We start from the raw sequence: 25,365 nt of genomic DNA, 5'->3' as shown, positions 1-25,365 counted from the left end.
TCACCGGGGACGGGCGCCGTCGACGCGACTGGGTCAGCCCTGCTCGGCGCGAGCCTCCGAGATCTGCTTGCGCACATCGTCCATGTCGAGGTTCTTGACCTGGGTGAGAAGGTCCTCAAGCATGGCGGGCTGCAATGCACCAGGCTGGCTATACACCACGATTCCTTCGCGGATAGCCATGATCGTGGGGATCGAGCGGATGTCCCAGTGTGCAGCGAGCGCCTGCTCGGCCTCGGTGTCGACCTTCGCGTGCACGACGTCGGGATGCTTGTCCGACGATGCCTCGAAGGTGGGCGCGAACTGCTTGCAGGGGCCGCACCAGTCGGCCCAGAAGTCCACGAGCACGATGTCATTGCTCGTGACGACCTCGTCGAAGTCCTGCTGGGTGAGAGCCTTGGTTGCCACGGAAATCCTTTCGGTCGGGCGTGTCGACGGGTCCAACATCCGGCCGCCGCTGTTTCTTCCCGTTCGTTCCCGCCGTCACGCGTCGTGACGGGGTTCCTTCCGCCACGCTACGTGACGTGTCCGATCCGGGGGTGTCGTCGGGAGGTGCCGATCGAGGGACGCGTCACACGCCGACCGGTTCGACGGACCGCCGGAAGGTCCGTCGGTAGGCCTGCGGAGTGGTCTGCCGCAGGCGCAGGAAATGCTGGCGCAGCACCGCAGCGGTGCCGAAACCGACGCGGTCGGCCACCACGTCGATCGGAAGGTCGGTCTCCTCGAGCAGGCGCTGCGCGGCCAGGACCCGCTGATCGCGGAGCCAGCGCGCGGGCGTGACCCCAACCTCGGCGACGAACCGCCGCGCGAAGGTCCGCGCCGACATGTGCGCATTCTGCGCCAGTGCGGCCACCGGGAGTTCCCGGTCGAGGTGCTCGCTCATCCAGTCGAGCAACGGCGCGAGCGACTCGTCCTTGCATTCGGGCAGTGGCATCGCGACGTACTGGGCCTGCCCACCGTCGCGGTGCGGTGGCACCACCATGCGCCGGGCGATCGTGTTGGCGACCTGGGCTCCCTGGGCGGAGCGGACGATGTGCAGGCACAGGTCGATGCCGGCCGCGGTGCCTGCGGCGGTGAGGACCGGATGGTCGTCGACGTAGAGCACGTCCCGGTCGACCTGCGCCGTCGGATAGGTCCGGGCGAGACGGTCGGCGTGCATCCAGTGGGTCGTGCAGCGACGCCTGTCGAGCAACCCGGCCGCACCGAGGATGAACGCCCCGGTGCACATGCTCGCCACGCGCGCGCCGCGGTCGACGGCGGCCCGCAGTTTCGCGAACAACGGTTCGAGGCGCCCGTCGTCGAGCGCGATGCCGTCGTTGTTCACCGCTGGCAGGAGAATCAGGTCGGCGTCGTCGAGGAGATCGAGCCTGTGAGGCACCTCGATGGTGTAGCCGAAGCGGGTGCGCACCGGATCGGAGGTCGCGGCGACGAGGTGGAAGTCGTAGGTCGGCAGGCCGTCGTCGGAGCGGTCGAAGCCGAACACCTCGCACGCCACGCCGAGTTCGAAGGTCTCGACGTAGGGGAGGACGGGGACGACCACCTTCTCGAGCCGGCCGGTGGTTCCAGGTGTTCCGGACACGCAACCCAGTGTGACACCGTGGTGGCAGAAAATCGATGTTCTCCGACGGCTCTGCCACTGTCGGGTGGGACCCCGGCGCGGCAGGCTCGAAGCATGATCCTGCTGGTCCTCGTACTTCTGGCGGTCTTTCTCCTCCTCGACGTGCTGGCCCTCACCGGACGCACGCCCGACACCCATATGGAAGTGACGCAGTTCGGCGACTACCGTTTCTGAACGGCGCACCGTCCCGCTGCTCAGGTGAGCAGCCACTCCCGCTTGGCCTCGCCGTCCCAGCGCCGCACTCCTGCACTCGACCCGGTCAGCTGCCGCTCCGGCGTCTGCGCCGCCAGGACCGCGGTACCGATGCGCGCGGCCGGCACCCGCCGTGCGAGGGTGACGTGCGGCGTCCACTCGCCCGGCCGGATGTGTGCGGGGATGCCGGGGCACTCCGAGAGCACCTCGAACACCCGCGCCTGGAGTTCGAGCAGTTCGATCGACGGCACGACCGTGCGGGCGAGCGTCGCGTACCGGCCACCGAAGATCACCACGCCACCGAGCCGGAGGGTGATCCGCCGGACCGTGATGGTGGCCCGCAGCGCGTCCTCGAGTTCGTCCGGCAGGGCATGGGCGACGAACAGCGTCACGTGCGGACGGTTGGATTCGGAACGGACGCGTCCCTGACTGTGCAGGCCGGCGTCGAGCAGCCGGGTCCATTCGTCGCGCACCGCCGTGTCGAGCGGGGCGTCGAGGAGGAGTTCCACCGACTGGACCACGGTAGGCAATGATGACCGGGTGACCGACGACACCGCAACGCTTCAGACCCATCGCATCGGACTTCTCGAGGGGGACGGCATCGGTCCCGAGATCGTGCCGGCGACCCGCAGGATCGTCGACACCGCCGTCGCGGCAGCCGGGGTCGCGGTCGACTGGGTGCCGCTGCCCGTCGGTGCCTCCGCGATCGAGACGTACGGCAGCCCGCTGCCGCAGGTCACCCTCGACACCCTCGCCGAGCTCGACGCGTGGATCCTCGGCCCGCACGACAGCGCCTCGTACCCACCCGAGTTCCGGGGTCAGCTCACTCCGGGCGGTCGGATCCGCAAGCACTTCGACCTGTACGCGAACATCCGGCCGGCGTGCGCACTGCCGGGAGCGGCGTCGGTGTCACCGAAGATGGATCTCGTCGTCGTCCGGGAGAACACCGAGGGTTTCTACGCCGACCGGAACATGGCCGTCGGCAGCGGCGAGTTCATGCCCACACCCGACATCGCACTCGCGGTCGGAGTGATCACCCGCGCCGCCTGTGAACGCATCGCGCACACCGCCTTCGACCTCGCGTCGCGTCGCCGCAAGCGCGTGACCATCGTGCACAAGGCCAACGTGCTCGCCAGCACGACCGGCCTGTTCCGGGACGTGTGTCAGGAAGTGGGCCGTCTCTACCCGAGCGTCACTGTCGACGACCAGCACGTCGACGCGATGGCCGCGCTGCTCGTCCGCCGTGGCGCCGAGTTCGACGTGATCGTGACGGAGAACATGTTCGGCGACATCCTGTCCGACCTCGCCGCCGAACTGTCCGGCTCGCTCGGTACCGCGGCGTCGATCAACGCGTCGCGCACCAAGGCCATGGCCCAGGCCGCGCACGGCGCCGCACCCGACATCGCCGGGCAGGGCCGCGCCAACCCGATCGCGCTGATCCTCTCCGCCGCCATGCTTCTCGACCGTGTCGGTGCACGCGCGGACATCGAATTCTCCGCGGCCGCCCGCGCCATCGAGGACGCCGTGCGCGCGACCGTCGCGGCGGGTGTCGCGACCGCCGACCTCGGTGGCACTGCGTCGACGGACGAGTTCACCGCCGCCGTCATCGCCCGCCTCGAAGCCTGAGCTTCGGGTTTGCATTCGGACCCCTCCCTGGTTGGATACTGTGCGACTGTGAATCGAGCAGTGCACACCCGCCGCGTGACCTCGTGGGGGCGTCGTCGTGTCCGGACCCTGAGCAGGCTGGCGGCGGGAGCGGCGGTGCTTGCCTTCGCGACCGGGTGCGTGGTGAACAGCGAATCGACCGTGCCGCCCGGCGACCGAGTCACCGTCGAGAAGGTCGACGCCATCGCGAGGCAGTTGCCTCCCGACATCGCCGACGGCGGCACCCTCGAGGTCGGGGTGAACGTCCCGTACGCCCCCAACGAGTTCAAGGACGACGACGGCACCATCGTCGGCTTCGGCGTCGAACTCGTCCACGCCCTCGGCGACGTCCTCGGACTCGAGGCGGTGCTCAACGAAGCCGACTTCGACCGGATCATCCCGGCCGTCCAGGCGGGCACCTTCGAGATGGGCTCGTCGTCGTTCACCGACACGAAGGAACGCGAGGAATCGGTCGACTTCGTCACCTACTACAGCGCCGGAGTGCAGTGGGCGCAGCGCACCGGCGAATCCGTCGACCCCGACAACGCGTGCGGACTGCGGGTGGCGGTACAGACCACCACCATCGAGGACCTCGAGGAGGTCCCCGCGAAGAGCGAGGAATGCGTCGCCCGCGGGCTGCCGCCCATCGACAAGGTCAAGTACGACAGCCAGGACGAGGCTGCCAATGCCCTCATCCTCGGCCGGGTGGACGCACTGTCCGCCGACTCGCCGGTCACGGCGTACGTCATCGCCCGCAGCGAGGAACGACTCGAACCGGCCGGTGAGGTCTTCGACGCCGCGCCCTACGGATTCGTCGTCGCGAAGGGGTCGCCGTTCGGTCCCGTACTGCAGCAGGCAGTGCAGTACCTCATCGATTCCGGTGCGTACGACGAGATCACCGCGCGCTGGGGCATGGAGGACGGCGCGATCACCGCCTCGCAGATCAACGGCGCGACGAGCTGAGAAAGGGAACCATGAGCGAGTCCACGTCCGCGAGATCCGCGGAACCGCGACCGGACGACCCGGAGCCGATACGCGCAGTACCCCTGCGACATCCCGGACGATGGATCTCCGGCGCGATCGTCCTGATCGCACTCGGGTTGTTCGCCTGGGGAGCGGCCACCAACGAGGCCTACCGCTGGGACATCTACGCCCGGTACCTGTTCGACGCCCGCATCACCGCAGCCGCGTGGAAGACCGTGCAGCTGACGGTGCTCGCCATGGCCATCGCCGTCGTCCTCGGCGTGGTGCTCGCGGTGATGCGTCTGTCCCCGAATCCCGTGCTGCGTTCCGTCGCGTGGCTGTACCTGTGGGTCTTCCGCGGTACCCCGGTGTACGTCCAACTCGTGCTGTGGGGACTGTTCCCGTCGATCTACAAGCAGATCGACCTCGGGATCCCGTTCGTCCACCAGTTCGTCCACATCGACGTGCAGGGTCTGAACGCGGCGTTCCTGTTCGCCGTCATCGGCCTGGCACTCAACGAGGCGGCCTACATGGCGGAGATCGTGCGCGCCGGCATCACCTCCGTGCCCGAGGGGCAGTTGGAGGCGTCCACGGCGCTCGGCATGTCGTGGTCGCAGACCATCCGCCGCACCGTCCTGCCGCAGGCGATGCGGGTCATCATCCCGCCGACCGGCAACGAGCTGATCAGCATGCTCAAGACCACCTCGCTGGTCGCCGCGGTGCCCTACAGCCTCGAGCTGTACGGCCGTGCCCGCGACATCTCGGGTGCGAACTTCCAGCCGATCCCGCTGCTGCTCGTCGCCGCGACCTGGTACCTGGCGATCACCAGCCTGCTCATGATCGGCCAGTACTACCTCGAGCGGCACTACTCGAAGGGCCTGAGCCGGCAGCTCACGGCCCGTCAGCTGCAGGCACTCGCCGACGCACAGAACGTACCGGTCGCCGAGGCCGGCAAGCCGACGCCGAAGCCCGGCGCACCGGGGGAGGAACACATATGACGTCCGTCGAGACGCCGATGGTGCGGGCCGACCGGGTCTGCAAGAGTTTCGGCGCCGTCAAGGTGCTCAAGGGCATCTCGCTCGAGGTGGGGCGCGGCCAGGTGACCTGCCTGATCGGTCCGTCCGGATCCGGCAAGTCGACCTTCCTGCGGTGCATCAACCACCTCGAACGCGTCGACGCCGGTCGCCTGTACGTCGACGGCGATCTCGTCGGTTACGCCGAACGGGGTTCGAAACTGTACGAACTGCACCCGCGGGCCGCCGCGAAGCAGCGCCGCGACATCGGCATGGTGTTCCAGCACTTCAACCTGTTCCCGCACCGCACCGTGCTCGAGAACATCATCGAGGCGCCGATCCTCGTGAAGAAGCTCAAGCGTGACGAGGCGGTGGAGAAGGCCCGGGACCTGCTCGCGCGGGTCGGGCTGGCCGACAAGGTCGACGCCTATCCCGCGCAGCTCTCGGGCGGCCAGCAGCAGCGCGTCGCGATCGCCCGCGCGCTCGCCATGGATCCCAAGCTCATGCTGTTCGACGAGCCCACCTCGGCCCTCGACCCCGAACTCGTCGGCGAGGTGCTCGCGGTGATGCGCGATCTCGCCGACGGCGGCATGACGATGGTCGTCGTCACGCACGAGATGGGCTTCGCGCGGGAGGTCGCCGATCAGCTCGTGTTCATGGACAGCGGCGTGGTCGTCGAGGCCGGTGATCCCCGCCAGGTGCTGGCCGACCCGAAGGAGAGCCGGACCCGGGAGTTTCTGTCCCGGCTGCTGTGAGTCGGGATCAGGTGGGTTTGCGGCTGCAGAAGATGGCGGTGCCCGGGAAGATCGAACCGCGCAGCGGGCTCCACTGTCCCCACTCGCGGTCGAGATGCTCGGGCCACTCGGGTTCGACGATGTCGTAGACCTCGAGGCCGGCGGCGACGAGTTCGCGCACCCGGTCGCCCACGGTGCGGTGGTGCTCGGCGTAGGTCGGCCGGCCCGTCGCGTCCACCTCGACGTAGGGGGTCCGGTCGAAATACGGGAACATCGCGACCAGGCCCTGTTCGCCCGGATCGTCGGGGAAGATCCACCGCATCGGGTGGTTCACGGAGAACACCCACCGTCCGCCGGGTCGCAGCACCCGCGCCACTTCGCGCATCACCCGGGCGGAATCGGCGACGAAGGGCACCGCGCCGAACGCCGAGCACACGATGTCGAAGCTTCCGTCGGCGAACGGCAGGTTCTCGGCGCCGGCCTGTACGAGCGGAACCGTCGGGCCGGAACCGGTCATCGCCGCGCGTCCGCGCTGCAGCATCCCCATGGAGATGTCCAGCCCGACCGCCCGGGCACCCTGCCCGGCGATCCAGCGGGCGCACGGCGCCGAACCGCACCCGAGTTCGAGGACGTCGCGTCCGGCAACCGGGCCGAGCAACTGCACATCGCCCTCGTGCAGGCCCTCCGGGCACCACACGAACTCCCCGGCGGCCGAGTCCACGCCCAGGAACTCGCCGTGCGTGCGGTGGTAGTCGTCGGTGTCGGCGTCCCACCAGACCCGGTTCGCGCGTTCGCTCTCGAGGGAGCCGAGGCGGGTCCGGGTGGGTCGGGTCTCGCCGAGGATCGTCTCGGCGTCCGCGTGCCGCGCGGCCTCGTCGTCGGTTCCCTCCGGGACGCCCGAAAGGTCTGGAAAAGGGGGGTTCGCGGAGCCCGGCATGGGTGTGAGCCTATCGGGTGCGGGGGAGCGGTCCCGATATCGGTTTGCCCGGGTCCCCTCGAAGCGCGTAGCCTGGTGATCGCGAGTGTCCGCAGTTCGGCCCCAGGCTCGAACGAGGAACTCGCCGTGACTCGCACATCGCCGTATCGCAGTGGGTGTTTCACGTGCCCGACCGAATTTGACCAACCGACTATCAACCCGTCCGGAGCAACTCAACACATGGCCTCCACCACCGTCACCTCGCCGCAGGTAGCCGTCAACGACATCGGCTCCGCCGAGGATTTCCTCGCCGCCATCGACGCCACGATCAAGTACTTCAACGATGGCGACATCGTCGAGGGCACCATCGTCAAGGTCGATCGCGACGAGGTGCTGCTCGACATCGGTTACAAGACCGAAGGCGTCATCCCGTCCCGCGAGCTCTCCATCAAGCACGATGTCGACCCCAACGAGGTCGTGTCGGTGGGCGATGAGGTCGAGGCTCTTGTTCTCACCAAGGAGGACAAGGAAGGCCGTCTGATCCTGTCCAAGAAGCGTGCTCAGTACGAGCGCGCCTGGGGCACGATCGAGGAGCTCAAGGAGAAGGACGAGGCCGTCAAGGGCACCGTCATCGAGGTCGTCAAGGGCGGCCTGATCCTCGACATCGGCCTGCGTGGCTTCCTGCCCGCGTCGCTCGTCGAGATGCGGCGCGTCCGCGACCTCCAGCCTTACGTCGGCAAGGAGATCGAGGCCAAGATCATCGAGCTCGACAAGAACCGCAACAACGTGGTCCTGTCGCGCCGCGCATGGCTCGAGCAGACCCAGTCCGAGGTTCGCAGCGAGTTCCTGCACCAGCTCCAGAAGGGCCAGGTCCGCAAGGGCGTCGTGTCCTCCATCGTCAATTTCGGCGCCTTCGTCGATCTCGGCGGTGTCGACGGCCTCGTGCACGTCTCCGAGCTGTCCTGGAAGCACATCGATCACCCGTCCGAGGTCGTCGAGGTCGGCACCGAGGTCACCGTCGAGGTTCTCGACGTCGATCTCGACCGCGAGCGCGTCTCCCTGTCGCTCAAGGCGACGCAGGAAGATCCGTGGCGTCAGTTCGCCCGCACCCACGCGATCGGTCAGATCGTGCCGGGTAAGGTCACCAAGCTCGTTCCGTTCGGCGCGTTCGTCCGCGTCGAGGAGGGCATCGAGGGCCTCGTCCACATTTCCGAGCTGGCCGAGCGCCACGTCGAGGTCCCGGACCAGGTCGTCGCTGTCGGCGACGACGCGATGGTCAAGGTCATCGACATCGACCTCGAGCGTCGTCGTATCTCGCTGTCGCTGAAGCAGGCGAACGAGGACTACACGGCCGAGTTCGACCCGTCGAAGTACGGCATGGCCGACAGCTACGACGAGCAGGGCAACTACATCTTCCCCGAGGGCTTCGATCCCGAGACCAACGAATGGCTCGAGGGCTACGAGAAGCAGCGTGAGGAGTGGGAGTCCCGCTACGCGGAGGCCGAGCGTCGCCACAAGATGCACACCGCTCAGATCGAGAAGATGGCTGCCGACGAGGCCGCCGAGGCTGCGGCCGGCGTGTCCGGTAGCAACTACTCCTCCGAGTCGGGTGCCGAGGCGGCTCCGGAGGCCACCGGTGGATCGCTCGCGAGCGACGCCCAGCTCGCCGCTCTGCGCGAGAAGCTGTCGGGTAACGCCTGATACAGCGCTTCGACGGACGACCCCGCACTGTTCGGTGCGGGGTCGTCCGCGCGTTCCGGGGGGTCATTGTTGCTGTGGCACAAGGGCTCCCGGGCCGCAACGGGACCGGCCCCCTCCGAATCGGAGGGGGCCGGTCTTCGTGTGTCGTCGATAGCAGGTGCTCAACTCACGGCGAGCTCATCCCACGGCGGGAGTGGCCCACTGCGCGGGTAGGGCCGTCGCTCGCTTGCGCATCGCGGCGTGGCTGTGGCGCGCGTTCGTCAGCAGCGCGGTGAACCAGTTCCGCCGGTGCTCGGCGAGGGCGGCAGCGACCTCGGGGATGAGGATGCAGTGAACACCGTTTTCCATGCCGAGGCGATGCCGACCTGTGGTTGAGGTGGAGGATCGCATGGCCTGCCTTCTCGAATGCTCCGGACGAGCCGGGACGGATGCTTCGCAACGACGATATCGGACAGTCGGTCGAATTCTCCGCATTTACCCCAGGTAGAAGGGGGTGTGTCCAGTTTCCGAGCGGCGTTGCGACCGCCTCGTGACCCCGCCGTGATCGATGTGTGATCCCCGGCGCCCCTCCGAGGGGAGACGTCGACGGTTCTCTCGGCCGTCCAAGAAGTACACCCGGTTCGTCCCAAGCGACGCGGCGCACCGTGTCCGAGGTCCACACACCTCGACACGGAAGGATTCTCGATGACCACACCGACCCCCGCGAGAAGTACCGCGACGAAACGGATCACGCTGCTGGTGGTGTGCGTGACGACGGCGATGCTCATGCTCGACATCGCCGTCGTCAACACCGCACTGCCGTCGATCGCCGTCGACCTCGACGCGGGCGTCAGTTCACTGCAGTGGGTGATCGACGCCTACACCCTCGCCCTGGCCACAGCCGTCCTCGGCGCCGGGTCGTGGGCCGATCGTCGCGGCCGCCGCCAAGTGTTCGTCGTCGGCCTCGTCTGGTTCACGGGCGCCTCGCTCCTGTGCGCCCTCGCACCGACGATCTGGGTCCTCGATCTCGCCCGGGCAGTGCAAGGCATCGGTGGGGCGGTCCTGTTCGCCTGCTCGCTCGCCCTCCTCGCCGACGTCTTCGACCGGGGGCCGGCACGGGCGTCGGCCCTGGCCGCCTACGGCGCGACCATCGGCGGCGCCTTCGCGGTCGGTCCGCTCGTCGGAGGTCTGCTCACCGAACTGCTGGACTGGCGCGCGATCTTCTTCGTCAACGTGCCGATCGGTCTCGTGACCCTGCTCCTGTCCCTGCGCTGGGTGCCCGAATCGCGGGATCCCCGCCCGCGCGGCGCCGATGTGCCGGGGCAGTTCCTGGCCGCGGTGGGACTGGCGGCGCTCGTGTTCGCCGTGCTGCGCGGCCACGAGATCGGGTGGTCCGATGCCCAGCCGGTGCTCGCGTTCGTCGTCGCTGCCGGTGCCCTCGTCGCCTTCGTCGTGCACGAGATGCGCACCGCCGAACCGATGTTGCCGCCACATCTGCTCGCCAACCGGGCCTTCGCCGGAGCGCAGGTCGCGGCCTTCGCCATCTCGGCGTCGTTGTTCGCGGTGTTCGTCTACACCACCCTGTACCTGCAGAACGTCCTGCTGTTGTCGCCGGTGCAGGCGGGGTTGGTGTACCTGCCCGCGACCGTCGCCATGTTCGTCGTCGCCGGTACGACGGCGAAACTCGATCGTGTCGTCCCCGCGTGGGTCTCGTTGTCGTGCTCGCTGGCGCTCGTCGCCGTCGGGTTGCTCATGATGACGGTCGCCGAGGCGGACAGCTCGAAGTATGTCCTGCTGCCGGGACTCGTGGTGGCCTGCGCGGCCGCGGGTGTCTTCAACCCGGTGATGAGCGGGATCGTCCTCGGGGAGAGCACCGCGGATCATTCCGGTCTCGCGGCCGGTATCAACGACGCGTTCCGTCAGACCGGCATCGCCGTCGGCGTCGCGGTGCTCGGGGTGTTCCTGCCCGCCGAGTCGCTGCTGCCCGGCGGGTCACCGCAGGACTTCGTGGCCGGCCTGCAGGGGGCGCTCGTGGCGGCGGCGGTCGTCGCGGCCCTCGGAGCGGTGGTGTGTGTGGCCTGCCTGCGCACCCGGCGGCAGACCGTACCTGCGTTCGGGGACACCGAGGGCGACACGGTCGAATTCCCGGCCGTGACGGGATGAGAAGTCGCCGCGCACCCGGCGAAAACTGTCCTTACACTGCAACGATCGCATAGTTCGGCCGGGGTCGAGGGGGCTCACCACATGATGTACCGACTGCTCGGACCGCTGGAGGTGGTTCGGGTCGCGTCGACGAGTGACCCGGCGGGGCCCTCGTCGGAGTCGCAGGTCGATCTGGGTCCGCGCAAGCAGCGAGCGGTCTTCGCCGTCCTGCTGCTCAACCGGGGGCGGGTGGTCTCCACCGACCGGCTGATCGACGCCCTGTGGCAGGACGACGCGCCCGCCAGCGCGATGGCGAGCATCCAGGCGTACATCTCCAATCTGCGCAGGGTGCTGAGAGGGGAGAGCGGTGCGGCCTCCCCGATCGTGCGCCAACCTCCCGGCTACGTCCTCGACATCCCGGCCGAGTCGGTCGACCTGGCCCGCTTCCTCGACGACGCCGAGGCCGCCCGTCGGCACGCCGAGAACGGGGAATGGGAGCTCGCACTCGACACCGCCGACCGTGCCCTCGACTCGGTGCGGGGGCATCTCCTCGAGGACCTGCGCGACGAACACTGGGTGGAGGTCGCGGCGGCATCCTTCGACGAGGTACGTACCGAATGCCGTGAGACCCGGATCACCGCGCTGCTCGCCCTCGGTCGCCTCGCTCCCGCCCTCGTCGACGCCACCGAACTGTGCAGCGAGTTCCCGTTCCGCGACCGCACCTGCTGGCTGCGCATGCTCGCCCTGCACCGAGCGGGGCGTTCGTCGGAAGCACTCGAACAGTTCCGCGTCCACGAGACGAGACTGGACGCCGAGCTGGGGCTGCGGCCCGGCACCGAACTCACCGACCTGCAGGGCGCGATCCTCCGGCACGAACCGGGACTCGCGGCGTGGCCCCGCACCCCGGGATGGACGGGCGCGGAGGAGGTTCCGGCACCGGCCGCGCCCGCCGTCCCCGCGCCCACCCCGGCGCCGGGCCCCGGACGCATCTTCGTCGGGCGCACCTCCGAGACCGGAACCCTCGACCGCATGCTCGACGAGGTCCGCTCCGGCGCGACCCGGTGGGTCGTCCTCACCGGACCCGCCGGCATCGGCAAGACCCGCCTCGCCGAGGAATGCGACGCCAGGACCGCCGCGATCGGCGGGACCACCGTGTGGGCGCGGTGTCTCGAGGACGACGGAGCGCCCGCCTGGTGGCCGATCCGGCGCATCCTGCGCGAACTCGGCGTCGACGCCGACACCACCCTGATCCCGCCCACCGGAGTGGAATCCGACGAAGCGCGCTTCGCGGTCTACGAGCGGATTCTGGGCGTCGTCGAAACGGCCGCGGCGCACACTCCCGCGCTCACGATCGTGCTCGACGACATCCAATGGGCCGACCCGACCTCCCTACGTTGCCTGCTGTACCTCGTGGGAGTCCTGCACAAGCGGGGCGTCTGGTTCGTGTGCACACTCCGCGACTCGGAGACGACCCCCACCGTCCAGCGCTTCGTGGACGCCGTGCTGCACGGTGAAGGCAACCGGCACGTCGACGTCCCGGCGCTCGCCGAATCCGAGGTCGCCGCCCTGGCGGGACATGTGAGCGGCGCACCGCTCGACGCCGACGAGGCCCGCCTGCTCGCCGAACGGACCGGCGGTAACCCGCTGTTCGTGTCCGAATACGCACGTCTTCCCCGGGACGAACGCCTCGACGGGGGCATCCCCATGGCGGTCCGCTCGGTCCTCGCGCGGCGGCTCGCCGCGGTGGAACCCGCCGTCCTGCAGGTGCTCCGAGTGGCCGCGGTCGTCGGCGACACCATCGAGATGGACATCCTCGCCGGTGCGACCCGCCTCGATCCCGACACCCTCGCCGACTACCTCGACGACGCCGCCGACGAACGCATCATCGTCGCCGATCCCGGATTGCGGGGGTACGCCTTTGCCCACGGACTGCTCCGCGACGAGGTCCTCGCGGCGATTCCCGCCATCCGCCGCCAACGCATGCACGCACGCGTCGCGGAGGTCCTGGCGGACTCCTCCGACCCGGATCGTGCCGGCAGACGAGCCCGGCACCTCATGGCGGCACTACCGCTCGTCGACCCTCGCATCGTGTTCGACGCCTGCGTCACCGCCGCCCGCGAGGCCACCGAGAGGTGGAACTCGGAGGAGGCGGCACGCTGGTGGGACGATGCCGTCCGGGCCTTCGACCTGCTGCCCGCCGCGGAACGATCCCCGGGCGACCGCGACGATCTGCTCGTCGCGCGCGTCGAGGCACTCGCCCGGGCGGGTCGCGGCCAGACCGTACTCGATGTCGTCGACGCCGGTCTGCTCGACGCGGTCCGCGACGGCCGCACGTCGACGGCCGGGCGCCTGGCTGCAGCGCTGCTGCGCGCGGCCGGCGCGTGGCCGTGGGTGTCCTACGGTAAGGATCCGGGACCGGTCCTCGACCGCCTCGCCGCACTCGAACCGTTCGTCGCGACCGACCGCGCGGCGCATGCCCGGGTGCTCGCGGCGCTCGCCGTGGGCAGTTGCTATCACCCCGATTCGTCCGTCCCCGACGGGATGAGCCGCACCGCGCTGGAGATCGCACGCGAACTCGCCGACCCGGACGTCGTCGCCGACGCGTTGCTGGGCCGCATCCTCCTCTACTCGGGGGTCGCGACACACAGTCACGAATCCGCCCGTCTCACCGACGAACTTCTCGCGCTTCCGCACCAGCAGGCGCGGTTCGACGAGGTGATCGCCCACGCCGTCGCGAGCATGACGCAGATGAACCTCGGGGACGTCGACGCCGCCACGTTCCACGTCCGCCGGGGCATCGCCGGCTGCGACCTGCTGCGTCTGCCTGTGCTGCGCGTACAGCTGCGATGGATGGAGGCGACCCTCGCGGCGTGGCACGGCGACTTCGCCGAGACCCGGCGCCACTACGACACCGCCACACAGTTCCACCTGCAGACCGAGCTGTACACGGCGGGCAGTTCCGATCTCGCCACCAATACCCTCGAGTGGGAGTACGGCACCCTCGCCGACGCGGATCCCGGCACCGTCGAACCGGACTCCTGGAGCATCGCCATCGTCGGCGCCCGCCGGGACACCGCGGCGGTGATCCGCGACATCGAACAGTGGGTAGCCAAGGGAGCACCCTTCACCTGGACGACGCTCGGTCACCGCACACTCATCGCGCGCGTCGTCGCCGACCTCGCCCTCGTCGACTACGCCGAGATGTTCCTCGAGCTCCTCGATCCGTTCACCGATCGCATCGCGACGGTGGGACAGGTCGGGGTGATCGGCTCGGTGGCGGAGGTCTGCGCGCGCCTGCACGCACTGCTCGGACGCACCGACGACGCCGCAGTGCTGCTGGACCGGGCCGAGGACCTCGCGACCCGCACATCGAGCCCACCGACACTGCTGCGGTGCCGTCTGCTGCGCGCCCAACTGCGCCCGGTCTCGCCCGAACGCAGCCGGGACATCGTCGCGATCGCCGACGAAGCCACCCGCACCGGCATGCTCGGCCTCGCCGCCCACGCCCGCTCGATCCCCACCTGACCGGTTCTTGGCGGACACTTGGACGACGCCCCCACGTCGCCGCAAGAAGCCGCCAAGCCGGTCCCGGCACTCTTTCGTCGCACCTCATCCCGTGCGACGAAAGGAAGTGCACATGAACCTCCGGACGCCCACCGTCGGCACCGACCCACTCGACGCCCTCCGCACCGCGGTCACCGGATCGATCTCCCTGCCGGGCGAACCCGGCTACGACGCCGCGACCCCGTGGAACGTGGCGGTCCCGGTCCGTCCCCGCGCGGTGATCGCGGTCGAGAACGCCCTCGACGTCAGCGCCACCGTCCGGTTCGCGGGCGAACACGGCCTGAAGGTGGCCGTACAGCGCACCGGGCACGGCGCCGTGCCCCTCGGCGACGATGTGCTGCTCGTGCACACCGGCCGCCTCACCGAATGCCTGATCGACCCCGACACTCGCACCGCCCGTCTCGGAGCCGGCCTGGTGTGGCAGCAGGTCGTCGACGCGGCCGCACCCCACGGTCTGGCCCCGCTCGCGGGATCGTCACCCCACGTCGGCGTCGCCGGTTTCCTGACCGGCGGGGGAATCGGACCGCTGGTCCGCACCTACGGACTGTCCTCCGACCACGTGCGCGCCTTCGATCTCGTCACCGGTGACGGAGACCTGCTCCGGGTGACTCCCGAGCAGCACGCCGAACTGTTCTGGGGCCTGCGCGGTGGCAAGGCGACCCTCGGCATCGTCACCGCGGTGGAGATCGACCTCATGCCCCTGCCGCACTTCTACGGTGGGGCGCTGTATTTCGACGGCGCCGACGCGGCCACGGTGGCGCACGCCTGGCTCGACCTGTGCGCCGACCTGCCCGAGCACAGTTCGACCTCGCTGGCCTTCCTGCAACTGCCGCCGCTGCCGGGAGTCCCGGAACCGCTGGCCGGCCGCGCGACCGTGGCCGTCCGCTTCGCGAGCGTCGCCGGCGAAGCCGAGTCCGAGGCGATCCTCGGTGCGCTGCGCACGGTCGCGGCGCCGATCCTCGACGGCATCGCCACCCTGCCGTACGCGGCACTGGGAGCGGTGCACGCCGACCCGGTCGACCCGATGCCGACCCACGAACACAGTGCGCTGACCCGCGAACTGACGCACGACGCGATCGACGCGTTGCTCTCGGTGGCGGGACCGGGCTCGCACTCGCCGCAGACCATCGTCGAGGTACGGCTCCTCGGCGGAGCCCTGGCACGCGAACCGCGGCATCGCAGCGCCTTCTGCCACCGCGACGCCGCTTTCACCCTCTTCGTCATCGGTGTGCTCGCGCCACCCTCGGCAGACGCCGTCGTCGCACACACCCACGTGATCGACCGGGCGCTGGCGCCGTGGACCACGGGCACCTCGCTGCCCAACTTCACGGCCACCTCGGATCCGGACCGCATCGCGCGCACCTACGACGACGACACCGCGCACTGGCTCGGCGCCCTCGCCGACGAGCACGACACCCACGGCGTGCTGCGCGTCGGGCAGGTCGTTCGCCGGCCCCGATGAGACCGACACCTCCCGCCCCGAGCCCCTCCACTCCCACAAGGCAGGCAATGCGAACTTCTCGATCGATCACCGCACTCGCCCTCTCCACCTGCGCCGTTCTCGCCCTGACGGGTTGCGGCGACGGATCCGTCCCGACCGCCGAGGGCGCAGAGACCGCGGGACACCATCACGGTGTCACCACCCTCTACGGACCGGAAAGCGAACTGGGGGAGGGCATCTCCCGCACCTACGTCGTCGTCGATCACGAGGGTAGGCCGCGTGAGGTCGGTATCCGGATGTCCGAGTCCGTGCTCACCGGCCTTCCCGACGGCCCGGACGCCGAGATGACGATGCTCATGCTGGATCTTCCCGCCGGCGCCCCGGACACCGGTTTCGACCACGTGATGCTGGACTGGAACCCGAACGGGCACGATCCGGAGATCCTCTACGGCGCGCCCCATTTCGACATGCACTTCTACACGACGGACGCCGACCGCGAGGTGGACCCGGGCGCGCCCGATTTCGCGGAGCGCGCGGCGCGGCTCCCCGACCCCGAATACGTTCCGGAGGGGTACATCCCACCGCCCGGTCCGCCGGTCGAGAACACTGTGCCGTTCATGGGCATGCACTGGACGGACGCTGCCGACGGCGTGATCCCCGGATCCTTCGAGTTCACCGAGGTGCTGCTCAACGGGTCGTGGGACGGGGAGTTCATCTTCATCGAGCCGATGATGACGCGGGAGTGGCTGGCGGCGAAGCCGTCCCTGCGGGAGGTCGTGAAACAACCGTCGTCGTACCAACGGACCGGCTACTACCCGACGGTGTACACCGTCGACTTCGACGAACAGGCGGGCGAATATGTCGTGGCGTTGTCGGGGCTGACGATGCGCGAGGCGTCGTAGGGACCGCGAAGGTGCCCCGGCGACGCGGTGATGCGAGACTGGGCAGCGTGCTGCGAATGGGGTTGACCGGAGGAATCGGCGCGGGCAAGTCGACCGTCGCCAAGGAGCTCGTCGAACTCGGGGCGGTGATCGTCGACTCCGATGTCGTCGCCCGGGAGATCGTCGCTCCCGGCTCCGAGGGACTCGCCGAGCTCGTCGACGCCTTCGGCGAGGACATCCTGCAGTCCGACGGCACCCTCGACCGCCCTGCCCTCGCGGCGAAGGCGTTCGCCAGCGACGATGCCCGCGCGGTTCTCAACGCCATCACCCATCCCCGGGTCGGGCGCCGTACCGCCGAGCTGGTCGCCGCTGCGCCCGACGACGCGGTGGTCGTGCAGGACATCCCGTTGCTCGTCGAGGGCGGGATGGCGCCGGCCTTCCACCTCGTCGCCGTCGTGCACGCCGACGAGACGGAGCGGATCCGGCGTCTCGTCGAACTGCGCGGCATGCCCGAGGCGGACGCCCGCGCGCGGATCGCGGCGCAGGCGACGGAGGAACAACGGCGCGAGGTCGCCGATGTGTGGCTCGACAACACCGGTGATCAGCAGGTGCTGGTCGAGCAGGTCCGGACGCTGTGGAACGATCGCCTGGTGCCGTTCGAGAGAAATCTGCGCACCGGTGTGGTGGTCGAGGCGGATCCGGTTCTCGTGCCCGCGCGCGAGGAATGGCATCGGCAGGCGCAGCGGCTCGTCGCCCGGCTGGCCCTCGCAGCCGGGGGCGCGGCGAAGCGTATCGACCACGTGGGCTCCACCGCGGTGCCCGGTCTGGCCGCCGTCGACGTCATCGACCTGCAGATCACCGTCGGCGATCTCGCGGCAGCCGATGCGCTCGCACCCGCCTTGGCTGCTGCGGGCTTCCCGCGCATCGACCATGTGGTGACCGACGATCCGAAACCGTCCTACGGGGCCGGGGGAGAGACCGACCCGGCGGTGTGGGAGATGCGGTTGCACGGCAGCGCCGATCCCGGCCGTCCGGCGCGGGTGGCGGTCCGGGTGGACGGCTGGCCCGCCCAGCAGTTCGCGTTGCTACTGCGCGACTGGCTGTCCGCGGTCGACACCGCGAAGCGCGAGTACGCCGACCTCAAGGCCGATGCCGCAGTCGGGGCGTCGCAGAAGACGGATCGTGCCGAGGCGGCGGCCACCTACGCAGCGCTCAAGGCGCCGTGGTTCGACCGGGCGCATCACCGCGCGTGGGAGTGGGCCGAGAGCACCGGCTGGTCGGCCTAGGGGGTCCGGATCCCGGGCGGAGACCCGCCCGGGAATCTTCCGGGCGACCCGCCCGTTAGAATAGTTGACAGTTCAACTACTTGACGGAGGTTCGACCGTGCAGTTCGGCATCTTCACCATCGGCGACGTCACGCGCGACCCCACGACGGGCCGGGTCCCCACCGAACATGAGCGCATCGTCGCGATGACGAAGATCGCGCTGAAGGCCGAGGAGGTGGGCCTGGACGTCTTCGCGTCCGGCGAGCACCACAATCCCCCCTTCGTCCCGTCCTCGCCGACGACGATGCTCGGCTGGATCGCCGCGAGGACCGAGAAGCTCATCCTCTCGACCGCGACCACCCTCATCACCACCAACGACCCGGTGAAGATCGCCGAGGACTTCGCGATGCTCCAGCACCTGTCCGGCGGCCGCGTCGACCTCATGATGGGACGCGGGAACACCGGACCGGTCTACCCGTGGTTCGGCAAGGACATCCGGCAGGGCATCCCGCTCGCCATCGAGAACTACCACCTGCTGCGACGGCTCTGGCGCGAACGCGTCGTCGACTGGGAGGGCAAGTTCCGCACACCGCTGCACGGCTACACCTCCACCCCGTGGCCGCTCGACGACACCCCGCCCTTCGTCTGGCACGGTTCCATCCGTTCGTCCGAGATCGCGGAACAGGCCGCCTTCTACGGCGACGGCTTCTTCCACAACAACATCTTCTGGAACAAGGAACACATCCAGCAGATGATCGCTCTCTACCGGCAGCGGTTCGAGCAGTACGGTCACGGTGCCGCAGACCAGGCCGTCGTCGGGCTCGGTGGCCAGGTGTTCATGGCGGAGACCGAGGCCGAGGCGAAACGGATCTTCCGTCCCTATTTCGACAACGCCCCCGTCTACGGCCACGGCCCGTCGCTCGAGGATTTCTCGACGATGACACCGCTGACCGTCGGCACACCCGAGCAGGTCGTCGAACGCACGCTCGGTTTCGCCGACTACGCCGGCGACTATCAGCGTCAGCTGTTCCTCATGGACCACGCCGGCCTGCCGCTCGACGTCGTGCTCGAGCAGATCGAGATCCTCGGCCGGGAGGTCGTGCCGGTACTGCGAGCGGAATTCGAACGCCGCCGCCCCGCCCACGTGCCGTCCGACCCGCCCACACACAGCACGCTCGCCGCGCAGGGAGCCGACTCGGCGCACCGTCAGGTGATCCCGGCCCGCGTCGACCTCGTGCCGGAAGAGGTGGACGCCCGATGACCCGCCGTATCGTCGTCGTCAGCGGTGGCCTGGCCGAGCCGTCCACCACCCGTCTGCTCGCCGACCGCATCGCCGAGGCCACTCGTGTCGCGGTCGGCACGCGCGGAGACGACGCGGAAACCGAGGTCATCGAATTACGCAGCCTCGCGATGGATCTGGCCACCACCTTCACCGCCGGTGTCCCTACCGCAGCGGTCGCACGAGCCCGTGAACAACTCGCGACCGCCGACGGTCTGATCGCGGTGAGCCCGGTTTTCGCCGCCGGTTACTCGGGTCTGTTCAAGATGTTCTTCGACGCGCTCGATCCGGACACGCTCACCGGTGTGCCCACGTTGCTCGCCGCGACCGCGGGTAGCGCCCGACACTCACTGGTCCTCGACCATGCGATGCGCCCGCTGCTGAGCTATCTGCGTGCGCTCGTCGTGCCCACCGGCGTCTTCGCCACCACCGACGACTTCGGAACAGGCGAGGCGGCCACGGCACTGAAGGGGCGGATCGGCAGGGCGGCGGACGAACTCGCCGAGCAGATCACCCGCAGCACGGGATCACCCCGCGGGTTCTCGGACGCCGTGCCCGCCGGACGGCCGCGCGTGTCGGGAAACGCGGTCCGCACGGACGGGCCGTCCTTCCGGGAACTGCTCGGACGTCACCTGGGGTGAGCCCCGACGTCGCGGACCGGTTCGGTCGTCCGCCGGCGGATGCGCGCTGAGCAGGTTCGCGGCGAGAGCGAAGCTCGGCCGCCGGGCCGTTCGCCCGGTGCAGCCCGCCGAGAACGAATCGGCGACTTGTCGTTCCCTGAAGCGACACCTATAGTTCCTTAAGTTATGGGGTCTAACTCAAGGTGACCGGAGGAACGAGCGGGGTGGCCGGCGTCCGCAGACGTGTACGCAAGATCGACATGGAGGACATCATCCGTGTCGGTCGAGCGATCGGGCTGCGACAGTTGAGCCTCAACGCTGTCGCCGCGGAACTCGGCGTCTCCACAACGGCGCTGTACCGCCACGTGGACGGTCGCTGGGGACTCGAACTCGTCGTGGGGGAGAGTCTGCTCGGCGATCTCGTTCTGCATGACGATTCGGAGCACGACATCGAACGGCACCTGCTGTCGTTCGGTCTGCAGCTACGCGCGTTCGTCCTTGCCCATGCGGGCCTGGGAACCTACATGCAGACCCTCTTCCCGCGTGGGGAAGCGGGGCAGCGGCTGATGGTGAGCGAGGTCGAGGCTCTCGTGCGCCGCGGGTACACACCCGACGTCGCGGTCGCACTGGCGAGTGCGGTGGCGAGCGCCGCGATCAACTTCGCGGTCGCCGAGGAAGCGCAGCTCGAGCGTATCTCGGGGCTCCGGCAGCAACGCGACGACGTCGCCGAACGGCTGAGCGCCGACGAACGCTTGGGTGAGGCCCATCGCGACCTTCCGGAATTCGACCACGAAGGATTCTCGACGATGGTCCTCACGGCGACGATCCGAGGTCTACTGGCGGTCGGTCCGGTCGGGCGACCACTGCACGAGGTGGTCGCCGATCTCGGATCGACCGGGATGGGACTGCGATGATGCGGGCCGGATCTCTGCAGGGCCGGCTACCTCGAGTCGGGATCGGTTGCGTCGACGACGAATTCCGGCTTCGGCAGCTCGTCGTTGCCGTGATCATCGAGTTGTTCGATCGGCAGGTCGTCGATGGCGGGGTGCTCGATATCGTTCTCATCGATTCCCTCGACGGGGGCAACGAAATCGGTTCGCTCTGCGTCATTGCTCATCCTTCCGGGTTGTCCTCGGCGGTTCGGTGCCCTCCGTGTCGGCGTACCCGACCGTCGGTCGGAGGGCAACCTCTTCGGCGCCGAGCAGTGCCGGACTCAGTAGATCGGCGAGTTGCATACGGGCACGCCTGATCCGGCTCTTCACCGTCTGCACACCCACGCCCTGGTGCGTTGCGATCTCGGCGTAACCGAGCTGCGCATACTCACGCAACACGATGACAACCCGAAACTGTTCGGGGAGAAGGAGAAAAGCTCGCCGGACCACATCACCGTCGACCACGCTCTCGGCGAGAGGCGTTTCCCCGGAGACGTATTCGCCCCGAGCCGTTCGTCGAGGACCTCACCACGTCGCGTCCGCACGACAGCGAGCGCCGCATTGCTCGCGATGCGATACAACCACGTTCCGGATGCTGCTGTGCCACGGAATCTGCCGAGATTCTGCCACGCCGCGATCAGCGCATCCTGCAGTGCATCCTCGGCGTCGTGCCGGTTTCCTGTGATCCGGACGCAGACCGCCCACACGCGTTCCCGTGACGGTGCGACGAGTTCGGCGAACGCTGCCCGATCGCCTGCCCGGCACCGCTCGATCAACTCGGCTTCGTCCATCGAGCCCCCTCGCCATCCCGAGCAGTCACATTGCCCCACATGCGCATTCGAGACTCGGTTCGACGGGCGGCGGAGTTACGAACGTTTCGCGGCCCGAAGTGGTCGACGCCGTCGGGGGCAGCGTCGACCACCCGTCGACAATACCGCGAGATCAGTTCTCGCCCAAGCCTATCTCCTCGGAGCGGACGAACTTCACGTACTGGGTGGCCAAGCGCTGTGACATCGTACGAAGCGAGTCGTTCTCGGGAGCCTCGTTCCCCACCGGCCGCAGCCCGAGAGTTCGGCCACGTACCGCTCGTGGACCATCGACCGTCTCCGCGAGCGCAGCCTCGAAGTCCCGGTGCTCGTGCTCACGACCTTCGGCGACGACGAACTCGTGCTCGCGGCCCTACGTGCCGGAGCCCGGGGATATCTCCTCGAGGACGTCACGCTCGAGCAACTCGCCCGTGCGGTACGGACCCTCGAGGAGGGTGGCACGCTCGTCGCCCCCTCGATCACCGACCGGTTGCTGCGCGCGATCCGCTCCGCTCCACAGCCCGACGACACCCCGGTCGTGCAGGAGTTGACCGAACGTGAACTCGAGGTGCTGCGGTTGATGGCCGAGGGCTTCGGCAACCGCATGATCGCCGACGTGCTGTTCCTGGCCGAGGGCACCGTGAAGAACCACGTGTCGTCGATCCTGCTCGAGCTCGGCGCCCGGGACCGCACGAATGCGGTCCTCCGAGCCGTGCGGGAGGGAATCCTGCGGTGACGGTCAGATCAGATCCTCGCCGTCCCGTCGGGCCTGCAGCCACTCCTTGAAGAAACCGCGGCAGAGCGCCGCCAGCACACCGGCGACGAGTACGGGCCAGATCAGGACGTAGACGGTCAGTGCGAGCGTGCTCATCGGTTCTCCTTCTCCGGAGTGGTCGCCGCGGCGTCCGTCTCGGACCCAGGGGTTTTCGCCGAGGCAGGGACGTTCGCCGAGGCAGGGACGTTCGGGGAGTCAGGGGCGTTCGGGGAGTCAGGGTCGGTTTCGGGTGTCACGTCGTCCGCAGCCACGTCGAAGTCACCGACACGCTGCGCGATGACCTCGAAGTCGAAGTTCTCGTCGGAGTTCACGGACATCGCCCAGCACACGACCGTGCTGACCGCGTAGGCGACGAGCGAGGCGCTGAGCACGGCGTAGTCGTGGACCGAGCCGAGCGCGAAGGGCGCCACGACCCCCGCGGCGACGACACCGATGACGCGTGCGGCCCGGAGTCCGAAGAAGCCGAATGCCATCAGACCCGCGATCACGCCGACACCGACGACCGATGCGATGTCCACCGTCCAGGCGAGCACCCCGTCCATCGGGAACCACCCGAAACGCACCGGCAGGAACGCTGCCAGGGCGACGAGCACCGACGTCGTGAACGCCTTGTTGGTGACCTTGTGCCAGTAGAAGCTCGCGATGACGGGGAAGACCAGCGCACCCCAGAGCGCGCCGACGAACACGAGCAGGTCGAGGATGCTCAATCTCATGCTCGCGAACGCCACGGCGGCTGCGGTCGCGACGACCATCGTGGCGCGCCCGATGAAGAGCATCCGCTTGGGATCGGCATTGCGGGTGCCGCCGGCGATGTTCTGGCCGTAGATGTCGGCCATGACGATCGACGACAGCGCCGACAGGTCGGAATCGGCCGTGGACGACAGCGCACCGATGATCATGACGAAGAACACGACGACCAGAGCCGTGGGCAGGAAGGACGCCACCATCTGCGGCACGATGTTGTTGACGTCGCCGTCCATCGGGTCGATGCCCAGGTACAGCGCGAGCACACCGAACATGCCGACGCCGATGACGGTGGCGCCGTAGCCGATCGTCGCGGTGACGAAGGTGGGCTTGATGAGATCCTCCCGCACCGCGAACAGGCGCTGCGCGATCGTCTGGTTGCCGATGGCGTACGCGAGCACGGCGGCGATGTACGGTGCGCCCTGGTTCAGGAAGGCATCGCTGGAGAAGAAGTCGCTCTGCTGGTCGGTGAGGTTCCCGGAACCACCGTCGAACGCGTCGGGGAAGCCGGTGATGAAGAAGACCGCCGGGATGATGACAACGACCGCACCGAGCATCGCCACGACCTGCATGAAGTCGGTGAGCACGGACGCTCGGAAGCCGGACCACAGGGTGTAGAGCAGCACACCGGCGGCGATGAAGACGACACCCTGGACGAAGCCGAACGGCGAGATCAGCGAGATGAGCACACCGCCGGCGATGAAGTTGGACATCAGGCTGATGAGGCTGCCGACGAGATTCGAACCGGCCAGCATGAGCTGGCTCGACCGCCCGTGCCGGGCGAACATGACCTCGGCGAGGGTGTGTGCTTTCGGGGCGACCGCGCGGATGCGCTTCCCGAAGGGGTAGATGAACAGGATCATCAACGCGCCCCACAGCCCGTAGTGGATCGGGCCGGAGATGCCGTAGGTGTATCCGGAGGTCGCCGAGGCGTACAGCGAGGACGCCCAGATCCAGGTGGCGGTCATGCTGGCCGCCGACACCCCGAAACCGACCTTGTTGCCGGCGGTCATGTAGCCGTCGGCGTTCTCGTCCTTCTTCCCGATTCGGGCGGAGACGAGAAGCGTTCCGCCGTAGAAGATTACGAGCAGGGCAACGATCGTCGCGGCGCTGAACCGAACGAGCTCGGTGCCGTTCACTGCGACCTCCTTCGTGTTCGCGTCACGTCCGCGGTCGTCGGAGCGCAGTGGAACGCAGGGCGCGCTGCACGCGTCCTGTCTGTCGGTTCCGCTGCGGCGTCGGTCCGATCCACCGCCGGACGGTGGGCATGCGTCGGGCGCCCGATCGGCCACGGGCCGGCGGGCGCGGCATACCGCTCCAGCAGGGCACGCCCGGATCCGGGCGTGTGCCGACGAAGTGATCGGCGGCGTTCTCGTCGGCGCTCGTGGGCTGCACGGGCGCGCGCCGCCGGCGCGAGGGGTGTCCTCGGTCGGGTGATGTGCACGCGGAGGGGCGATCCGGGCCGGCCCCGATGGTCGCCTTCTCGGTGCACTGCTTCGCCGGCCGGGGCAGATTACCATGTCCTTTGCGGCAGTAACTTTTTCGCTCCTGCGCCCCCGCTGTCTGCGCAGGTGACGGCACCTGCGCAGCGGTGGTGCGCGTCAGCGCCAGGAGACGGGCGCGCCCCGCTCCCGCAGCCACGCGTCGAGGTCGTGGCCGTGCGCGGCGATGCCGTCCACCGCCCGCAGTGCCGTGTCGATCGCCGTCTCGGCCGCCGCCGCGTCGATCATCCCGGCGGTGACCGCGACCACCAGTTCGTCGATGTCCTCGACCGTCGTGTCGCGGCCCGTGCGGACGATCAGGTCGAGATAGTGGTCGTGGGAGTACCAGACGTCGCCCTCGCGCCGAAACTCACCGACGTCGACGTACCGGTCCTGGTCGCGTTCGTTGCCCGGCGTGAAATGGAAGATCGAGGCCCGCAGACGCAGGTCCGGCAGCAACCACGATTCGAGATAGTGGAACTGCGGGTGGTCGGACGATCGCGCCATGTACAGCCCCCACTCCTCGACGCGGTACTCGTCGACAGCCCGCGCGAAGCCCTTGGGGTCGATGTTGGTCTTCGTGGCGACGTCGAAGATCTCGGTCTTCACGGGATGCGGGGTCGCGGACACGGGATGCACGCTAGCGTGCGAACCGCGCCGCATGCAGGATCGCGATGC

General features: G+C 68.8%; 23 protein-coding genes and 1 pseudogene. 14 read left to right on the top strand and 10 right to left on the bottom strand.

Going from position 1 to position 25,365, the window contains the following annotated elements:
* Positions 1-33: 33 nt before the first annotated feature.
* The 3 genes from trxA to BO226_RS09880 form a co-directional block, all read right to left on the bottom strand.
* Entirely contained in the window at positions 34-405 is a 372-nt protein-coding gene (gene trxA / locus BO226_RS09890; RefSeq protein WP_071935119.1) for a thioredoxin, read from the bottom strand.
* A gap of 163 nt (positions 406-568) precedes the next feature.
* Positions 569-1,576 (bottom strand): GlxA family transcriptional regulator, encoded by a 1,008-nt coding sequence (locus BO226_RS09885; RefSeq protein ID WP_198040629.1) that lies wholly within the window; start codon positions 1,574-1,576, stop codon positions 569-571.
* Positions 1,577-1,809: 233 nt separating this feature from the next.
* Positions 1,810-2,328 (bottom strand): 2'-5' RNA ligase family protein, encoded by a 519-nt coding sequence (locus BO226_RS09880; protein ID WP_033097659.1) that lies wholly within the window; start codon positions 2,326-2,328, stop codon positions 1,810-1,812.
* Between the two features lie 19 nt (positions 2,329-2,347).
* Here BO226_RS09880 and BO226_RS09875 point away from each other — a divergent pair, with 19 nt between their 5' ends.
* The 4 genes from BO226_RS09875 to BO226_RS09860 all read left to right on the top strand — a co-directional run bounded on the left by BO226_RS09875 (position 2,348) and on the right by BO226_RS09860 (position 6,182).
* The gene (locus BO226_RS09875; RefSeq protein ID WP_071935118.1) at positions 2,348-3,433 is read left to right on the top strand and encodes an isocitrate/isopropylmalate dehydrogenase family protein; all 1,086 of its coding nucleotides are present in this window, start codon (positions 2,348-2,350) and stop codon (positions 3,431-3,433) included.
* A 108-nt stretch (positions 3,434-3,541) separates the two neighbouring features.
* Complete coding sequence (locus tag BO226_RS09870) at positions 3,542-4,414, top strand: ABC transporter substrate-binding protein (protein ID WP_170318567.1); 873 nt, start codon at positions 3,542-3,544, stop codon at positions 4,412-4,414.
* A gap of 11 nt (positions 4,415-4,425) precedes the next feature.
* On the top strand, positions 4,426-5,412 hold the full coding sequence (locus BO226_RS09865) for an amino acid ABC transporter permease (RefSeq protein ID WP_006554006.1): 987 nt from the start codon (positions 4,426-4,428) through the stop codon (positions 5,410-5,412).
* The gene (locus tag BO226_RS09860; protein WP_019289663.1) at positions 5,409-6,182 is read left to right on the top strand and encodes an amino acid ABC transporter ATP-binding protein; all 774 of its coding nucleotides are present in this window, start codon (positions 5,409-5,411) and stop codon (positions 6,180-6,182) included. The genes BO226_RS09865 and BO226_RS09860 overlap by 4 nt, the downstream gene beginning before the upstream one ends.
* 7 nt (positions 6,183-6,189) lie before the next feature.
* Here the strand turns inward: BO226_RS09860 and BO226_RS09855 are convergent, their stop codons facing one another.
* Positions 6,190-7,098, bottom strand: coding sequence for a class I SAM-dependent methyltransferase (locus tag BO226_RS09855; protein ID WP_071935117.1), 909 nt, complete (start codon positions 7,096-7,098; stop codon positions 6,190-6,192).
* A 219-nt stretch (positions 7,099-7,317) separates the two neighbouring features.
* Between BO226_RS09855 and rpsA the strand changes: the two genes are divergently transcribed.
* Positions 7,318-8,778 carry a 30S ribosomal protein S1 gene (gene rpsA / locus BO226_RS09850; RefSeq protein ID WP_071935116.1) on the top strand — a complete coding sequence of 487 codons (1,461 nt, stop codon included), beginning with the start codon at positions 7,318-7,320 and terminating at the stop codon, positions 8,776-8,778.
* 177 nt (positions 8,779-8,955) lie between these two features.
* On the opposite strand, the gene BO226_RS09845 is transcribed toward rpsA, so the two are convergent.
* Positions 8,956-9,168 (bottom strand): hypothetical protein, encoded by a 213-nt coding sequence (locus BO226_RS09845; RefSeq protein ID WP_016934979.1) that lies wholly within the window; start codon positions 9,166-9,168, stop codon positions 8,956-8,958.
* 294 nt (positions 9,169-9,462) lie between these two features.
* Between BO226_RS09845 and BO226_RS09840 the strand changes: the two genes are divergently transcribed.
* The 8 genes from BO226_RS09840 (at position 9,463) to BO226_RS09805 (ending at position 20,863) form a co-directional block, all read left to right on the top strand.
* Entirely contained in the window at positions 9,463-10,920 is a 1,458-nt protein-coding gene (locus BO226_RS09840; protein WP_071935115.1) for an MFS transporter, read from the top strand.
* Between the two features lie 81 nt (positions 10,921-11,001).
* Positions 11,002-14,424 (top strand): BTAD domain-containing putative transcriptional regulator, encoded by a 3,423-nt coding sequence (locus tag BO226_RS09835; RefSeq protein WP_083543613.1) that lies wholly within the window; start codon positions 11,002-11,004, stop codon positions 14,422-14,424.
* A 112-nt stretch (positions 14,425-14,536) separates the two neighbouring features.
* Positions 14,537-15,925, top strand: a complete 1,389-nt coding sequence (locus BO226_RS09830) for an FAD-binding oxidoreductase (protein ID WP_016691433.1) — start codon at positions 14,537-14,539, stop codon at positions 15,923-15,925.
* A 47-nt stretch (positions 15,926-15,972) separates the two neighbouring features.
* Complete coding sequence (locus tag BO226_RS09825; protein WP_071935114.1) at positions 15,973-16,806, top strand: DUF5602 domain-containing protein; 834 nt, start codon at positions 15,973-15,975, stop codon at positions 16,804-16,806.
* 47 nt (positions 16,807-16,853) lie between these two features.
* Complete coding sequence (gene coaE / locus BO226_RS09820) at positions 16,854-18,071, top strand: dephospho-CoA kinase (protein WP_198040628.1); 1,218 nt, start codon at positions 16,854-16,856, stop codon at positions 18,069-18,071.
* Positions 18,072-18,168: 97 nt separating this feature from the next.
* Positions 18,169-19,311, top strand: coding sequence for an LLM class flavin-dependent oxidoreductase (locus tag BO226_RS09815; protein WP_019289657.1), 1,143 nt, complete (start codon positions 18,169-18,171; stop codon positions 19,309-19,311).
* Positions 19,308-19,970 (top strand): FMN reductase, encoded by a 663-nt coding sequence (locus tag BO226_RS09810; RefSeq protein ID WP_024101166.1) that lies wholly within the window; start codon positions 19,308-19,310, stop codon positions 19,968-19,970. The genes BO226_RS09815 and BO226_RS09810 overlap by 4 nt, the downstream gene beginning before the upstream one ends.
* Positions 19,971-20,173: 203 nt before the next feature.
* Positions 20,174-20,863 (top strand): TetR family transcriptional regulator, encoded by a 690-nt coding sequence (locus BO226_RS09805; protein WP_083543612.1) that lies wholly within the window; start codon positions 20,174-20,176, stop codon positions 20,861-20,863.
* Positions 20,864-20,889: 26 nt separating this feature from the next.
* Here BO226_RS09805 and BO226_RS27005 read toward each other — a convergent pair whose 3' ends face one another.
* Both BO226_RS27005 and BO226_RS09795 read right to left on the bottom strand, forming a co-directional pair.
* Positions 20,890-21,066 carry a hypothetical protein gene (locus BO226_RS27005; protein WP_019289654.1) on the bottom strand — a complete coding sequence of 59 codons (177 nt, stop codon included), beginning with the start codon at positions 21,064-21,066 and terminating at the stop codon, positions 20,890-20,892.
* Positions 21,067-21,151: 85 nt separating this feature from the next.
* A pseudogene (locus BO226_RS09795) lies at positions 21,152-21,672 on the bottom strand (RNA polymerase sigma factor); the annotation flags it as partial.
* 340 nt (positions 21,673-22,012) lie between these two features.
* Between BO226_RS09795 and BO226_RS09790 the strand changes: the two are divergent.
* On the top strand, positions 22,013-22,423 hold the full coding sequence (locus BO226_RS09790) for a LuxR C-terminal-related transcriptional regulator (protein ID WP_232238098.1): 411 nt from the start codon (positions 22,013-22,015) through the stop codon (positions 22,421-22,423).
* A gap of 3 nt (positions 22,424-22,426) precedes the next feature.
* Here BO226_RS09790 and BO226_RS28055 read toward each other — a convergent pair whose 3' ends face one another.
* The 3 genes from BO226_RS28055 to BO226_RS09780 form a co-directional block, all read right to left on the bottom strand.
* Entirely contained in the window at positions 22,427-22,558 is a 132-nt protein-coding gene (locus tag BO226_RS28055; RefSeq protein ID WP_006553992.1) for a putative transporter small subunit, read from the bottom strand.
* A complete protein-coding gene (locus tag BO226_RS09785; RefSeq protein WP_071936400.1) occupies positions 22,555-24,345 on the bottom strand; it encodes a sodium:solute symporter family protein in 1,791 nt (596 codons plus the stop codon). Before BO226_RS09785 ends, BO226_RS28055 begins: the two co-directional genes overlap by 4 nt.
* A 462-nt stretch (positions 24,346-24,807) precedes the next feature.
* Complete coding sequence (locus BO226_RS09780; RefSeq protein WP_071935110.1) at positions 24,808-25,350, bottom strand: DUF402 domain-containing protein; 543 nt, start codon at positions 25,348-25,350, stop codon at positions 24,808-24,810.
* Positions 25,351-25,365: the final 15 nt, after the last annotated feature.

The organism is Rhodococcus sp. 2G (assembly GCF_001886355.1).
GTDB classification, from domain to species: domain Bacteria; phylum Actinomycetota; class Actinomycetes; order Mycobacteriales; family Mycobacteriaceae; genus Rhodococcus; species Rhodococcus pyridinivorans.
This window is presented reverse-complemented; position numbering and strand designations above follow the sequence as displayed.

Bases quoted from the DNA above. Each gene is read 5' to 3' on its own strand.
- BO226_RS09865 (WP_006554006.1), top strand. From the start codon at position 4,426: ATGAGCGAGTCCACGTCCGCGAGATCCGCGGAACCGCGACCGGACGAC.
- BO226_RS09860 (WP_019289663.1), top strand. From the start codon at position 5,409: ATGACGTCCGTCGAGACGCCGATGGTGCGGGCCGACCGGGTCTGCAAG.
- BO226_RS09855 (WP_071935117.1), bottom strand. From the start codon at position 7,098: ATGCCGGGCTCCGCGAACCCCCCTTTTCCAGACCTTTCGGGCGTCCCG.
- rpsA (WP_071935116.1), top strand. From the start codon at position 7,318: ATGGCCTCCACCACCGTCACCTCGCCGCAGGTAGCCGTCAACGACATC.
- BO226_RS09845 (WP_016934979.1), bottom strand. From the start codon at position 9,168: ATGCGATCCTCCACCTCAACCACAGGTCGGCATCGCCTCGGCATGGAA.
- BO226_RS09840 (WP_071935115.1), top strand. From the start codon at position 9,463: ATGACCACACCGACCCCCGCGAGAAGTACCGCGACGAAACGGATCACG.
- BO226_RS09835 (WP_083543613.1), top strand. From the start codon at position 11,002: ATGATGTACCGACTGCTCGGACCGCTGGAGGTGGTTCGGGTCGCGTCG.
- BO226_RS09830 (WP_016691433.1), top strand. From the start codon at position 14,537: ATGAACCTCCGGACGCCCACCGTCGGCACCGACCCACTCGACGCCCTC.
- BO226_RS09825 (WP_071935114.1), top strand. From the start codon at position 15,973: ATGCGAACTTCTCGATCGATCACCGCACTCGCCCTCTCCACCTGCGCC.
- BO226_RS09810 (WP_024101166.1), top strand. From the start codon at position 19,308: ATGACCCGCCGTATCGTCGTCGTCAGCGGTGGCCTGGCCGAGCCGTCC.
- BO226_RS27005 (WP_019289654.1), bottom strand. From the start codon at position 21,066: ATGAGCAATGACGCAGAGCGAACCGATTTCGTTGCCCCCGTCGAGGGA.
- BO226_RS28055 (WP_006553992.1), bottom strand. From the start codon at position 22,558: ATGAGCACGCTCGCACTGACCGTCTACGTCCTGATCTGGCCCGTACTC.
- BO226_RS09780 (WP_071935110.1), bottom strand. From the start codon at position 25,350: ATGCGGCGCGGTTCGCACGCTAGCGTGCATCCCGTGTCCGCGACCCCG.